The organism is Rhodococcus sp. 320_ES, assembly GCF_059691855.1.
The window spans coordinates 1042226-1056761 of the sequence record NZ_JCAWAG010000001.1 but is presented as its reverse complement, the minus strand read 5'-3'; the positions used below and the strand labels follow the sequence as shown (position 1 = coordinate 1056761).

The following is a 14536-nucleotide window of genomic DNA, read 5'->3' as shown; positions in this document are numbered from 1 at the left end:
CTACTTGCCGGGGAAGCCGCCTCGAACGATGCGGCGGAGCTTGCCCAACCGCGTCTTGATCTCGCGCTCGGCGCCGTGGTCCGTCGGCGCGTAGTAGTCGACCCCCACCAGTTCGTCCGGCGGATACTGCTGTTGCAGGACACCGCCGGGATCGTCATGAGGAAAGCGGTAGCCGACGGCGTTGCCGAGTTTCTGCGCCCCGCTGTAGTGACCGTCCCGCAGATGCGTGGGTACCGAGCCGGCCTTCCCCGCGGTGATGTCGCTCATCGCAGCCCCCAACGCCGAGGTGACGGACCCCGACTTGGGAGCGGTGGCGAGATGAATCGTGGCCTGCGCCAACGCGAGCCGCGCTTCGGGCATGCCGATGAGCTGCACCGCCTGCGCCGCGGCGGTGGCGGTCTGCAGAGCCGTCGGGTCGGCCATCCCGATGTCCTCGGACGCGTGGACCATCAGTCGCCGCGCGATGAACCGCGGGTCCTCGCCCGCCGTGATCATCCGCGCCAGATAGTGCAGCGCCGCATCGACATCCGATCCCCGGATCGACTTGATGAAGGCGCTGATCACGTCGTAGTGCTGATCGCCGTCGCGGTCGTAACGCACTGCCGCCTTGTCCACGCTGGCCTCGACGGTCGGCAGATCGACCGTGCCGCCGGGACCCGCCGTGTCCGATGCCGCCTCGAGCGCGGTCAGACCACGTCGTGCGTCTCCTGCGGCCAGCGACACCAGGTGATCCATGGCGTCGTCCGTCACCGTGACGGACCCGTCGAGGCCGCGCGCATCGGCGACGGCGCGCGTGAGCACCACGCGAATGTCGTCGCGGGTCAGCGGCTGAAGTTGGAGAACCAACGACCGAGACAGAAGGGGCGACACCACGGAGAACGACGGGTTCTCCGTGGTCGCGGCCACCAGCAGAACGATGCGATTCTCGACGGCGGCGAGCAGAGCGTCCTGCTGGGTCTTGGAGAAACGGTGCACCTCGTCGATGAACAGGACGGTCTGCTCACCGTTCAGAAGCCGCCGACGGGCCAGCTCGATGACCCCGCGCACGTCCTTGACTCCCGCGGACAGCGCGGACAGAGCCTCGAAACGTCGGCCGGTGGCGCCCGAGATCAACGACGCCAGGGTGGTCTTGCCGGTACCGGGAGGCCCGTACAGCATCACCGACGCGGCCCCGGACCCGTCGACCAAACGGCGGAGCGGCGCGCCCGCGGTGAGCAGGTGGCTCTGGCCGACAACCTCGTCCAACGATTGCGGGCGCATGCGAACGGCCAGCGGTGCATCCGAGCGCACCGAGGACGTCGTGGGAAGCGCAGCCGGGTCGTCGAGGGGTTCTTCCGCGCGCGGCGCGTCGAACAGGCCGTCCGGGTCCGAGTCCATCACCGGACGAGGCTACGTGAGCGGAGCGTCGAACCGCGTCCGCAGACCGTCGACGACGGAGCGAGCGAAGTCCGCGGTGACGGCGTCACCGATCCGGTCCGCGAAGTTCGCCATGATCGTCCACCGCACGATGAGTGCCTGGGATCGCGGTACGGACAGGTGATGCTCACGCAGTGCCGCGTTGCGGGTGTCGTCCTCGGGGAGGAACCAGTACGTGGTCAACCACAGCCAGATCAGTTGCGCGTCGAAGAGTTTGGCGTTCAGCACCTCGTCACTCGCGAGTTGCGGCCAGATACCGACGACCTCGGCGCGCCAGGCGTCCACCATGGCACTCGCCCGCTCGTGCGTGAGCTCGAGGCGGCACAGGCACCCCGGGTAGGACAGCAAGTTGTACGCGACGTCGAGGGTGGCGTCGCGGTATCCGCCCCACTCGTAGTCCATGAACCGGACGCCCTCGTCGTTGACGGTGACGTTGTCCGGGCACAGGTCCGACGGGCTGAACGCGCGCATACCGCCGGGGCCGAACAGTCTCGCGGAACGAGCGACGGCGCCGGCCACCGAGCCGGGAACCGTCACCCCGAGCTCGGTCGAGAGCAGGTTCGGCACGACAGCAATGGCGTCCGCGACCTGGGCGGACAACCCGTCGACGGTGCCACCGACGCCGACACGGGAGAGAAGCGCCCCGAAATCGTCCTCACGCCCCACCGTCGCGGCGTGCATCCGACCGAGTGCCTGCGCCATGGCCATCAACGAGTTGGTGACGGAGGAGGAATCCGGGTGGGCCAGAAGCGATGTGAACGGGGCAGCGTCGCCGAGGTCGCTGAGAACGAGCAGTCGTTCGGCGAGGTCGTATGCGATGAGCGCGGGCCCCGGTCGGCTGTCGGTCGCCAGCGCGGTCGAGAACTGGTACGACACGGCCTCGCGAAGGAACGCGGTGTCGTCGCCGGCACCCAGTCCGGTGCGGGTGGTCAATTCACGCGCAGACTCCCGGACCTGCTTGATGACGAGGGTGCGCGGCAGCTGAAACGGGTTCTCGCCCACCCGAACTCGCAGTACGACCGTCCGGCCGCTCCCACCGAGGTCGACGGGGTCGATCAACGTGACCGGTGCGCCCGTGCGCCTGGTGAGCAGGTCGCGGGCCGCAGACACGGCTTCGGCCACTGGATCCGCCAACATTGCAGTCATCTCTGTCGAACCTACCCGCAGCGGGGTGGGCGTCCCTCCGAATCAAGTCTCGTATCGGTCGCAGCTCGTGGTCCGAACAGGCTTCGCCGATGTGGTTCGTGGCCCATCGTGCTGAGCCGGGGTTCCCCAACGGGCGACCACTCTAAACCGACCAGCTGCGCCGTTCACAATCGCCGAGGTCCACGATCATCGGACCGGCGCGGTGGACAGAGGCTCGACGTCGACCGACACCGCGATGGTGCTCTTGTCGGCGTCGGTGTAGATGATTCCGCGCAGCGGCGGCACGTCCTGGTAGTCCCGGCCCCACGCCACCGTGGTGTATCTCTCGTCGACCAGTTGGTCGTTGGTCGGGTCGAACGCCAGCCACGTGTCCCCCGGCAACCACACCGCTGCCCAGGCGTGCGTCGCATCGACTCCGATCATGCGTTCCTTGCCGGGAGGCGGCTGTGTCGCAAGATAACCCGACACATAGCGGCCGGCCAGCCCCACCGACCGGAGGCAGGCGAGGGCGAGCCTGGCGAAGTCCTGACACACCCCCGACCGGGCCTGAAGAACCTCGGCGACCTTGGTGGACACCGTGGTGGACCCGGACTTGTAGGTGAAGTCGGTGAAGATCCGATGAGTGAGGTCGACGACGGCATCGACGAGGGGGCGACCGGGCGTGAACGAGACCGACGCGTATTCACGCACGCTGTCGGTGATCTCCGGCGGAACCAGGTCGAGCTCGAACTCGACGGCCATCGCGCGGCCGACGTCCTGCATCGAACTCCACGCCCGCGGGCGCGCGTTCTCCCAGGGGCCGGTGGCGTTCCACCCGCTGATCCGAGCCGGATCGGGCGCGTCGACACTCACGATCGAGCGTGCCGTCACCACAAGTTCCTCGTGATCGCGGGTGACGTGGAAGAACACGTCTTCGTTGCCGTACACGTCCCGCCCGCTCGACTGGTCCGCCGGCGAAGGATCGACGGTGACCGACGACTCCAGGACGTGCTGGCCCTCGAAGGCGCGCGGGCTGAGGAAGCCGCGGCCGAACGACGACTTCACGCGATCGGAGTAGGTGTACGTGGTCCGGTGGGTGATGGAATACCACCGCTGCTGGGGTACTGGGGGCTGGGGTACTGGGGGCTGGGGTACTGGGGGCTGGGGTACTGGGGGCTGGGGTACTGACGGCTGGGGTACGAAGGGCTGTGTCACGCCAGAATCCTTCCGCTTCCGCTGCCCCACAACGGCTGTGTTCCGCCGGGAAGGGTCAGGTGGGTGTCGCGGATGACGTTCGCCAGCTCCTTCAGGGACCTGTGGATCGAGTCGAGAAGGTCGGCGAGCTCCGCGCGTGTTCCGGTGGGATCCACGGTCTCGAGGTCCTCCGGGTCGACTCGGCGCAGACGCGCGATCATGCGCTCGACCAGCGCCTCGGGCCGTGACGTGCCGGTGGAACCGGGCAGCTTGCCGAGCCCTTCGAGGGCTCGGTCGAGCTGGTAGACGAGGGAGCGCGGGTTGCCGGCGTCGAACAGGAGCAGATCCGCCACCGCCGCGAGTCGAATGCGGCCGTGGTGGCGGCGTCGGTACGTCACCGACGACTCCATCGCCGCGAGGACGGACTCGATCACAGCGGTCTCGGTCTCCGGGATGTAGACGGACGTGACCGTGACCGACAGCAGCTTGGTGAGCTGCAGAGCCCGCTCCACTCGCTTGCCGACGTCCATCACGAACCAGCCCGGATCCCGCACCATCGACTCGGAGGCCAGTCCGGAAACCGCGAGGATCGACCCGACGACGGCGGATTGCGTCGCCCAGAGCGGTGCCTCGTCGGTGGTCGGTGCCGCTGCGAGATCGGCGAGCGCGTTGTCCAGTCTGCTCAGCACGGCCCAGGTGTCGACCGACAGCTGATCGCGCACCGCACGCGCCGCATTCTGCAATCCGTCGACGGACTGAGCGAGCGACCCGGCGCGGGTCGCGTCCAGGGTCAGGGAGCGAAATTCCGCGATCGCCTTGCCGCGTCCGAGCTCGACCGTGAAGCCGGGCCCGGTGCCGGACACCCGCGTCACCGCCTCCAGCAGCACCGGCAGCGCACCGCTCCCGTCGGCCCACGGCTTGGATTGGTACTCCTGGTAGCGGTCGCCCGCCGTCACCAGCAGACGAGCCATGTCCTCGGCACGCTCGGAGTACCGACCGAGCCAGAACAGGTCCGCGAGCACGCGCGGCGACGACACGCCTTCGACGCGCGCTGCGGCGTAGCGCGGCAGCACCTCCGGCTGCGCAGGGATGTACGCGATGTCGGCGTCGGCGGGCGTCGTGCGCTGTTCGGAGCGGACCCACACGTCCTTCGCGGCGGTACTGAGCATCGGGTCGATCAGCGGGTCGGTCACCAGCACCTGAGCGAGGCCGCCGTACATCGGTGTGTAGCCGACGCGTTGCGCGACGTCGAACAGCCGCAGTCCGACCGCGCCGGGCACGACGGCTTCGCGGCGATCGTGATGGCCGGCCGGACCCACCGGCGCCGTGGCGAACTGGGGCCGGTCCTGGGCCGACCACGCCCAAGGCTGCGAGCGGATCCGAGCGAGCAGTTGCTCCCGAGCAGCCTGCGTCATGCTCGATCCGACGTGGGCCTCGCGAGAGTCGGTGGAACGCAACAGGAGCGAGCCGACGTTGGCCTCGATGTACGACATCGACGCGGCGTCGCCCGCCCAGTACGTCTGGACCGAGTCGATCAGCAGGTCCTCGTCCAGCAGCGCGCGGCTCAGCCGCGGCAGCAACGGGAGCAGGGCCGGGTTCTCGAGGACCCCGGAACCGATGGTGTTGACGACGGTCACGACACCGCGCCGCAGCACTTCCACCAATCCGACGACACCGAGGTGCGAATCCGGCCGCAGGTCGAGCGGGTCGACGTACGTCTCGTCCACGCGCCGCACGACCACGTCGACGCGCCGCAGCGTCCCGAGCGCACGCATCCAGAGCGACCCGTCCCGTACGACGAGATCCGCGGACTCGACGAGGGGAAATCCGAGCATGGACGCCAGATACGCCTGATCGAACGCCGTCTCGGACATCACGCCGGGGCTCAGGACGACCACCAGCGGATCCTCGGCCGACTCAGGAGCCGCTTCTACCAGTGCCAGGCGCATCGCCCGCGCGAAGTTCGAGAGCTGGCGTGGACTGGTCTTCTCGTACAGCTCCGGGATGGACCGTGACATCACCGTGCGGTCCGCGAGTGCGTAGCCGGCACCCGAGGGAGCCTGCGTCCGGTCGGCCGTGACGCGAAACTCGCCGTCGGCGAAACGGGCGACGTCCGCGGCGTGGAAGAACAACTGGTGGGGGCCGGGGACGGTGATGCCGTGCGCAGCCCGCACGTAGCCGGGGTGCCCGAACACGATCTCGGGCGGAACCAGACCCGTACTGATCAGCTTCCGCTCGCCGTAGATGTCGCTCAGGATCAGATCCAGCAGTCGCGAGCGCTGCACCATCCCGGCTTCGAGCATTTTCCAGTCCGGCGCGGAGACCACGTAGGGCACGCAGTCCAGTTCCCAGCGCACCGTGCCGGTTCCGCTGACACCGGGGCCGGGAATGGTGTTGTAGGTGATCCCATGATCGTCGACGAGCCGTCCGACGCGATTCTGGATGCTCGTCAGCGCGTCGCGACCGTTCTCGGTCACCGACGACACGAGATCGAGCCAGTGCGGCCGAATCGCGTCGCCGCCGTCGAGCAGTTCGTCGCGCGCACCGACGGCTGCGGCGAGCGAGCGGTATCGCGCGAGCAGACCTTCCGGGTCACGGGTACCGCGTGCGTGCGGTGTGTTCTGCGAGTCCGGCACACCGGACACTGTTGCGTGCGCCATGTGACCCGGTGTTCCCTCTCTGACGACCGTCGTGCCTTACGCCAGGAACGATCCGGTTCGACGGAGGTCGAGGAGCCCTGGCGCGCTGACATCGGCGGCAAGGCGCGCTTGCTTCTCGAGTAACTTACCCAGGTCGATGCGGCCGGTCGTGAACCCACCCTCTTCGAACCGTCCGCCGCGACGCGATTCGGCCTCGACGGCATTGACGGGCGGCGCATCGTAGGACCGTCCGCCGGGGTGCACCACGTGATACGCGCATCCGCCGAGGGACCGCTGCGACTGCTTCTCGATCAGATCGAAGTGCAGGGGTGACTGCACCTCGATGCTCGGGTGCAGTGCGCTGGGCGGTTGCCACGCGCGGTAGCGGACGCCGGCCACCTGAACGTCGGCCTTGCCGGTCCGCATCAGCGGCACGGGTGTGCCATTGCAGGTCAACATGAATCGGCCGGGATCGGCTCCGGTCACGGAGACCTGGATGCGCTCGACGGAGGAGTCGACGTAGCGCGCCGTGCCGCCGGACGTCGATTCCTCGCCGAGCGTGTTCCAGGGCTCGATCGCCCCCCGCAGTTCGATCTCGGCGTCGGCCACCACCGTGGTTCCGATGCGGGGGAACCGGAATTCGGTGAACGGGTCGAGCCAACTGGTGTCGAACTCGATGCCGTGATCTCGCAGATCGTCGACGACCCGCGCAATGTCCGCGATCACGAAGTGCGGCAACAGGTATCGGCCGTGGAGGTTCTCACCGTGCCGGATCAGCGGAGCCTTCAGCGGCTCGTCCCAGAAGCGCGAGACCATCGACCGCACGAGTAGCGACTGCACCATGGCCATCTGGTGGTGCGGCGGCATCTCGAACCCGCGAAGCTCGAGCAGTCCGAGGCGGCCACGCGAGGAATCGGGGCTGTACATCTTGTCGATGCAGAACTCCGCGCGGTGCGTGTTGCCGGTGAGGTCGGTCAGCAGGTGCCGCAGTGCGCGGTCGACCACCCAGGGCGCGGGCGCTGCGTCGGGGTCCGCGGGTGTGCGCACCTCGGCGGTGCGGCGAGCGATCTCGCCGAAGGCGATCTCCATCTCGTACAGCGACTCCGGGCGACCTTCGTCGAATCGCGGTGCCTGCGACGTCGGACCGATGAACCGACCCGAGAAGAGGTACGACAGCGACGGGTGCCGCTGCCATTGCGTCAGCATCGACACCAGCAGATCCGGACGCCGCAACAGCGGTGACTCGCGGGGCGTGGCACCACCGAGGGTGATGTGGTTGCCGCCACCGGTTCCGCGCCCGGTGCCGTCGTTGTCGAACGCCTCCGTGCTCAGCCGCGACTGGCGTGCCTCGCGATAGAGCGTCTGCATGAGATCGTTCTGCTCGGCCCACGACGCGGTCGGTTGAACGTTGACCTCGATGACGCCGGGATCCGGTGTCACGGTGAGAGTTTGGATTCTCGGATCGTTCGGCGGGCCGTAGCCCTCGATGACCACGGGAGTCTCGATACTCGACGCCGCCGATTCGATGCGAGAGACGACGTCGACGAAGTCGTCGAGTTCGTCGATGGGCGGCAGGAACACGTGCAGGATGCCGTCGCGCACCTCGGACACCAGGGCGGTGACCGGGTTGTCGCCGGGCTCCGGAGCCGCCGTCATCGGCGAGACGCTGTCCGCCAGACCGAAGTGCGTGCGCGGGGCGGCGCGCAGTTGCCGCGGCGTCGGCAACGGCCCGCGCTCGACGATGGGGTCTGCCGGGTTCTCGAGCCGCTTCGCCTTCCAGGAGATCGCGTCGAGCGGAAGGCGCAGGCCCGCCGGAGAGTCGCCCTCCAACAACACGATTCGGCCGCGTCGCAGTCGCCAGTCGGCGCTCGCCCAGCCCGCACCGTCGTCGGTGCGGTGGATGGGCAACACGAACGCGGCGGGCTCGTCGGTGCTGGCGTCGAGCTTGGCCAGCAGCGCCTTGCGGGCGTCGCGAGTGTCGGTACCCGGTTCGATGTCGTCCTGCCCCTCGGCGGCCGGCGGTTCGCCGTCCGGCTTCTTGAGCAGTGACAGCAGGTGCGCGAGAGGGTCTTCGAACGCCGGACGAGCCTGCTTCGCCGGGAAACCGAAGTCCTCGACGAGTGCCTCGACCAACTCGCGCGCTTTTGCCGGCTCGGTGGCCGGCTTCGTGCGATCGGCCGGTAACCAGGGATCGGCGATCAACGTGTCGTCGTGCCACAGACTTTCGCCGTCGGTTCGCCAGAACAGCCCGATCTGCCAGCGCGGCAACGGTTCTCCCGGATACCACTTGCCCTGGCTGCGTTGGACCATTCCGTCCGGGGCGTAGATGGTCCGCAGCCGCTCGGCCAACACGCTCGCCAGTTCGCGCTTGTGTGGGCCGTCCGCGTCGGTGTTCCATTCCGGCGCACTCGGGTTGTCGATCGCCACGAAGGTGGGCTCACCGCCCATGGTGAGCAGAATCTGCTGCTTCTCGATCCGCTCGTCGATCTCGAGGCCGGCGGTCTCGATCGCGTCCCACTGCTCGTCGGTGTACGGAAGTGTCGTGCGCGGATCCTCGTGGACACGGACGACGGTGTTGGAGAAATCGAGCTCCGCCTTGCACTTGCCGACCGCCCCGGTGATGGCGGCGGCAGTCGACGGGTGGGGTGTGGCCGAGAGAGGGATGTGCCCCTCCCCCGCGAACAGCCCGGACGTCGGATCCATGCCGACCCAACCGGCCCCGGGCAGATACACCTCGCACCAGGCGTGCAGGTCGGTGAAGTCCTCGACCGGTCCGCTTCCGCCTTCGAGCGAGGCGATGTCCTGACTGAGCTGAACCAGGTAACCGGAGACGAAGCGAGCCGCGAGGCCCATCTCACGCAGGATCGACACCAACAGCCACGCCGAGTCGCGGCACGATCCGATGGCGGTGCGCAGCGTGTGGTCGGGTGTCTGCACACCCGGCTCCATTCGGACCGAGTACGCCACGTCGCCCATCACGGCCCGGTTGACCATCGCCAGGAACTCGATGGTTCTGATCTCGCCGCGCTCGCGGACCGCGGCCCGCATCTTCTCCACCCACTGCGTGACCAGAACACCCGGTCCGGACCCTTCCTCGCCTTCGTCGACCGAACGCAGGTAGGGCTCGAGGTCGGGCAGGTCTTCCTTCTTGTACTCGAATCCGAAGTGCTCGGCCCAGTCCTCGACGAAGAAGTCCAGCGGGTTGATGGCCTCGAGATCGGCCACCAGGCCGACGGTGATCGACAGATGGTTCGTGCGTTCGGGGAACACCACGCGCGCAAGGAAGTTGCCGAAGACGTCCTGCTGCCAGTTCACGAAGTGCTCGGCCGGTTCGATCGTCAGCGAGTAGGCCTCGATGGGCGTCCTCGCGTGCGGCGCCGGACGCAGACGGATCTCGTGCGGATACACCTTGGTGAAGCGGTCGAACTGGTAACTGGTGCGGTGCTCCAGCGCTACCTTGATCCCCACCGGACGATCAACTCCTCGTGCAGCAGTTCCGAAATCGGCTCGTCGGCCGGTTCGCTGAAGCCACAACTCTAGAGCCGGGAGCACCGGAGCGCGCACCGACACGGACCCGCTGGGACCCCGGTGGTGTGCCCTACCTCACGATGTGGTCGCCCGGCGCCGGATCATCAGGACGACCGAGGCGGCGAACACGATTCCCACCAGGTTGATCGCCAACTGCCCCACCGACAACGCGGCGATGCGCCACGACCCCACCATCGCGGCCACCACCGCGAATCCGGCGGCGGGCACCGTGGTCACCGAAATGAAGACGCCGACCAGCGCAGCAGACTTCGCCGAGAGCAACGCGAGCATTCCCGCCGCGCCGGCGAGGATCGCGACCACGAACGACGCCGGTCCCACCTGGTAGATGAAGTCGACCTGATCGATGCTGTCGATGGTGCCGATCTCGAACCAGCCGAAGGCCTCCGCCAGCAATGCCCCGACCGCGGTGACTCCCATCGCGAGCGGAAACCCGACCAGGAGTGCGATCGACGAGCGCTTGATCAGCCGAGGTCGACGCAGAACGAGCCCCACCGCCAGTGCGGCGAGTGGTCCGAACTCGGGCCCCACCACCATCGCGCCGACGATCGTGACCGGCGAATCGGTGATGACGCCGACCGCGGCCAGCAGGCACGCGATGGTGAGAAACGACGCGAAGGTGACGTTGAGGGTCGACTCCTCCTTGGTGCGGACGAGCAGCTCGTCCCAGACGATGGCGTCGTCGGGGTCACCCGGCGCGGCGCGCTCGGCTCGGTCGGCCCGGTCCGACAGGGTCGCGTCGATCGACGTCACCGTGATCGCTCCGGTCTGCACGAGACCCAGGCCGTGCAGCGCGTCCAGCACCTCGTTGGAGCTTTCCCGCGTGACGTCGGCTTCGACGACGTCGCCCTCGGGTTCGAGCGCTGCGCCGGGGTACAGCGTCAGGTGCGCGACGCCGACGCAGTTCCGCATGGCCGCCACGACTTCGTCGGTCGTGTCGCTGGGCGTCGCCACGCGGATGCGCTGCACCGCGGCCACCGGATTACTCGTCCTTCTTCCCGGCCTCGTCCTTCTTCGGCGGTGTGGCGTCGATGCCCGACTCCTTGCGCTGCTGCGGCGTGATCGGGGCCGGTGCGTCCGTCAGCGGGTCCACGCCGCCACCGGACTTCGGGAAGGCGATCACCTCACGAATGGAGTCGACGCCGGCGAGCAGCGCCGTGATGCGATCCCACCCGAACGCGATGCCGCCGTGCGGCGGGGCGCCGAAGGCGAACGCGTCGAGCAGGAAGCCGAACTTCTCCTGTGCCTCGGCCTCGTCGATTCCCATGACGGCGAAGACGCGTTCCTGAATGTCCTTGCGGTGGATTCGAATACTGCCGCCGCCGATCTCGTTGCCGTTGCAGACGATGTCGTAGGCGTAGGCGAGTGCCGATCCGGGATCGGTGTCGAAGGTGTCCATGGATTCGGGCTTGGGCGAGGTGAACGCGTGGTGCACCGCCGTCCACGATCCGGAGCCGACGGCCACGTCGCCGCTGGCGGTGGCGTCCGACGTCGGCTCGAACAGCGGTGCGTCGACGATCCAGACGAACGCCCACTCGTTCTCGTCGATCAGCCCCTGCTTTTTGGCGATCTCGCCGCGGGCAGCGCCGAGCAGCGCTCGCTGCGCCTTGACCGGGCCTGCCGCGAAGAAGACACAGTCACCGGGCTGGGCTCCGACGTGAGCGGCGAGTCCGTCGCGCTCGGCGTCGGACAGGTTCTTGGCGACGGGGCCGCCGAGCGTGCCGTCCTCCTGGACCAGTACGTACGCCAGCCCCTTCGCGCCGCGCTGCTTGGCCCACTCCTGCCACGCGTCGAGCTGGCGTCGAGGCTGCGACGCACCGCCGGGCATGACGACGGCGCCGACGTACGGCGCCTGGAACACGCGGAACGAAGTCTGCGCGAAGTATTCGGTGCACTCGACGAGTTCCACCCCGAACCGCAGATCCGGCTTGTCGGATCCGTAGCGACGCATCGCCTCGGCGTAGGTCATGCGCGGAATCGGTGCGGTGATCTCGTGGCCGATCAGGTTCCACAGCGAGGTGAGAATCTCCTCGGCGAGGACGATGACGTCGTCCTGCGTCACGAAGCTCATCTCGACGTCGAGCTGAGTGAACTCGGGCTGGCGATCGGCCCGGAAATCCTCGTCGCGGTAGCACCGTGCGATCTGGTAGTACCGCTCGATTCCGCCGACCATCAGGAGCTGCTTGAACAGCTGCGGGCTCTGCGGCAGCGCGTAGAAGCTGCCCGGCTGCAGCCGAGCCGGAACCAGGAAGTCGCGGGCACCCTCCGGGGTGGAGCGCGTGAGCGTCGGGGTCTCGACCTCGACGAACTCGTGGTGCGCCAGCACCGCGCGGGCAGCTGCGTTCACCTTGGAGCGCAACCGAATTGCGTGTCCCGGGCCCGCTCGACGCAGATCGAGATAGCGGTACTTCAGACGAGCTTCTTCGCCGGGGGTTTCGTCGAGCTGGAACGGCAGGGCCGCACTCTCACCGAGCACCTCGAGCGCGCTCACGTTGACCTCGACCGCTCCGGTGGCGATCTCGTAGTTCTGGTTGCCTTCGGGTCGCAACTCGACGGTGCCGGTGATCTTGACGCAGAACTCCGACCGCAGACGGTGGGCCTGCTCGGCGGCGACTCCTTCGCGGAACACGGCCTGCGCGACACCCGACGCGTCCCGGAGATCGATGAAGATCACCCCGCCGTGGTCACGGCGCCGGGCTACCCACCCGGTCAGAGTGACTTCGTGATCGGCGTGCTCGGCTCGTAGCGAACCGGCGAGGTGCGTGCGCAGCACAGGATTCCTTCCGTGACAGTAAATGTTTTCGCGCCAATCCTACGGAGCGCGTCCACCGGGATCCGAAGACGGTTGCCGACTCACATGCAAAGCTGTCCGTCATGACGTTCGACGACAACGCTCGTATCGATTCCAGCCGGGTTTCGCGCAGCGGAGGCGGTGGGCGGGGCGGCAAGCTCGCGATCGGTGGTGGCGCCGGCGGGCTCATCATCGTGGTGATCGCGCTCGTCCTCGGCGTCGATCCCAGCACTCTGACGGGCGGCGGCACTTCCGACGCCCCGTCGTCGAGCCAGGCGGGCGCCATCACCGGGTGCGACACGGGCGCGCAGGCCAACGCCGACGTGGACTGCCGTGTGGCGGCGACCGTCAACAGTCTCGATCAGGTGTGGGGCGCTCAGCTGCAACCGCAGACCGGAACGGCGTACGTGCAACCGGAGGTGCAGTTGTTCTCCGGCGCGGTGAACACCGGATGCGGTCAGGCGAGCAGCGAGGTCGGCCCGTTCTACTGTCCCGCCGATTCCACGGCCTACTTCGACACCAGCTTCTTCCAGGTTCTCGTCGACCGCTTCGGGTCCAGCGGCGGACCGCTGGCGCAGGAGTACGTGGTCGCCCACGAGGTGGGCCACCACATCCAGAACCAGCTCGGCGACATCGGTCGGGCCCAGAACGACCCCAGCGGTCCTGAATCGGGTTCTGTCCGAACGGAATTGCAGGCCGACTGCTACGCCGGAATCTGGGCGAACTACGCCGACAAGCAGCCAGCGCCCGGGAGCAGCGAGCCACTGCTCGACCCCCTGACCGACCAGGACATCTCCGACGCTTTGTCGGCGGCGTCGTCGGTGGGCGACGACCGCATTCAGAAGGCGTCGACGGGCCGAGTGAGTCCGGAAGGCTGGACCCACGGCTCGTCGCAGCAGCGGCAGAACTGGTTCCTCACCGGGTATCGCACCGGCCAGGTGTCCGCGTGCGACACCTACAGCGCGCGGGACCTCGACAACCCGGCCGGTCTGCAGGGCGTCCGTTAAGTGGCCGACCGCCCGATCTGCGTCACCTGTGGCGTGGCCGTCGACCTCGACCGGTTCGATCCCGACGACTGCGCCGTCTGCTCGGACGACAGGCAGTACGTCGGGTACGACGGTCAGCAGTGGACGACGATGACGGATCTCGCGTCCGATCACGTCAACGTGATTCGGGAGGAGTCGCCCGGGCTCTGGGGAGTCGGGACGGAGCCGTCGTTCGCCATCGCGCAACGCGCACTGATCGTGCCGGGCGAAGGCGGAAACCTGTTGTGGGACTGCGTCTCCCTGGTCGACGGCCCCACGGTGGACCGCGTGAACGAGCTCGGCGGTCTCGCCGCGATCGCCATCTCGCACCCGCACTACTACAGCTCGATGGTCGAGTGGAGCGAAGCGTTCGGCGGTGTACCGATCTACCTGCACTCGGCCGACGAGCAGTGGATCAGGGCGTCCGGGAACACCCGCCTGTGGGACGGCGACACCACCGAGATCCTCCCTGGACGCACGCTGGTCAATCCTCGGGTTCACTTCGCCGGAGGGTCCGTTCTGCACTGGCCAGGCATCGACGGACGGGGCGCTCTGTGCACCGGTGACATCGTTCAGGTGGTGGCCGATCACCGGTGGGTGAGCTTCATGTACAGCTATCCGAACCTCGTTCCCGAGCATCCCGACACCGTGCGGCGGACGGTGGAGCTGTTGGCGCCGTTCGACTTCGAGACGATCTACGGTGCGTGGTGGGGACGCGTGGTGCCCACCGACGCCAAGCGTGCCGTGACCCGCTCGGCCCGCCGGTACCTCGAGCATCTCGGGCTCACGCTCTAGAACAG

9 protein-coding genes are annotated in these 14536 nt (G+C 68.0%); 2 read left to right on the top strand and 7 right to left on the bottom strand.

Annotation, left to right across the window (positions count from 1 at the left end; translation table 11 throughout):
* The 7 genes from AC59JP_RS05285 to aspS form a co-directional block, all read right to left on the bottom strand.
* Complete coding sequence (locus AC59JP_RS05285) at positions 1 to 1377, bottom strand: replication-associated recombination protein A (RefSeq protein ID WP_497324885.1); 1377 nt, start codon at positions 1375 to 1377, stop codon at positions 1 to 3.
* 12 nt (positions 1378 to 1389) lie between these two features.
* The gene (locus AC59JP_RS05280; RefSeq protein ID WP_497324559.1) at positions 1390 to 2562 is read right to left on the bottom strand and encodes a phosphotransferase family protein; all 1173 of its coding nucleotides are present in this window, start codon (positions 2560 to 2562) and stop codon (positions 1390 to 1392) included.
* Between the two features lie 186 nt (positions 2563 to 2748).
* Positions 2749 to 3606 (bottom strand): transglutaminase family protein, encoded by an 858-nt coding sequence (locus tag AC59JP_RS05275; RefSeq protein ID WP_497324558.1) that lies wholly within the window; start codon positions 3604 to 3606, stop codon positions 2749 to 2751.
* Between the two features lie 146 nt (positions 3607 to 3752).
* A complete protein-coding gene (locus AC59JP_RS05270) occupies positions 3753 to 6395 on the bottom strand; it encodes a circularly permuted type 2 ATP-grasp protein (protein WP_497324557.1) in 2643 nt (880 codons plus the stop codon).
* A gap of 36 nt (positions 6396 to 6431) precedes the next feature.
* A complete protein-coding gene (locus AC59JP_RS05265) occupies positions 6432 to 9842 on the bottom strand; it encodes a transglutaminase family protein (RefSeq protein ID WP_497324556.1) in 3411 nt (1136 codons plus the stop codon).
* 135 nt (positions 9843 to 9977) lie between these two features.
* Positions 9978 to 10832: a DUF389 domain-containing protein gene (locus tag AC59JP_RS05260; RefSeq protein WP_497324884.1), complete on the bottom strand. Its 855-nt coding sequence runs from the start codon at positions 10830 to 10832 to the stop codon at positions 9978 to 9980.
* 70 nt (positions 10833 to 10902) lie between these two features.
* Complete coding sequence (gene aspS / locus AC59JP_RS05255) at positions 10903 to 12693, bottom strand: aspartate--tRNA ligase (protein WP_497324555.1); 1791 nt, start codon at positions 12691 to 12693, stop codon at positions 10903 to 10905.
* A gap of 101 nt (positions 12694 to 12794) precedes the next feature.
* Here aspS and ypfJ point away from each other — a divergent pair, with 101 nt between their 5' ends.
* Positions 12795 to 13718, top strand: coding sequence for a KPN_02809 family neutral zinc metallopeptidase (gene ypfJ / locus AC59JP_RS05250; protein ID WP_497324554.1), 924 nt, complete (start codon positions 12795 to 12797; stop codon positions 13716 to 13718).
* A complete protein-coding gene (locus AC59JP_RS05245; RefSeq protein WP_497324553.1) occupies positions 13719 to 14531 on the top strand; it encodes an MBL fold metallo-hydrolase in 813 nt (270 codons plus the stop codon). It begins immediately after the preceding gene.
* The last annotated feature ends 5 nt before the right edge of the window (positions 14532 to 14536 follow it).

Coding starts and splice junctions, on each gene's coding strand:
- AC59JP_RS05285 (WP_497324885.1), bottom strand. CDS start 1,377: ATGGACTCGGACCCGGACGGCCTGTTCGACGCGCCGCGCGCGGAAGAA.
- AC59JP_RS05280 (WP_497324559.1), bottom strand. CDS start 2,562: ATGACTGCAATGTTGGCGGATCCAGTGGCCGAAGCCGTGTCTGCGGCC.
- AC59JP_RS05270 (WP_497324557.1), bottom strand. CDS start 6,395: ATGGCGCACGCAACAGTGTCCGGTGTGCCGGACTCGCAGAACACACCG.
- AC59JP_RS05260 (WP_497324884.1), bottom strand. CDS start 10,832: ATGCGGAACTGCGTCGGCGTCGCGCACCTGACGCTGTACCCCGGCGCA.
- ypfJ (WP_497324554.1), top strand. CDS start 12,795: ATGACGTTCGACGACAACGCTCGTATCGATTCCAGCCGGGTTTCGCGC.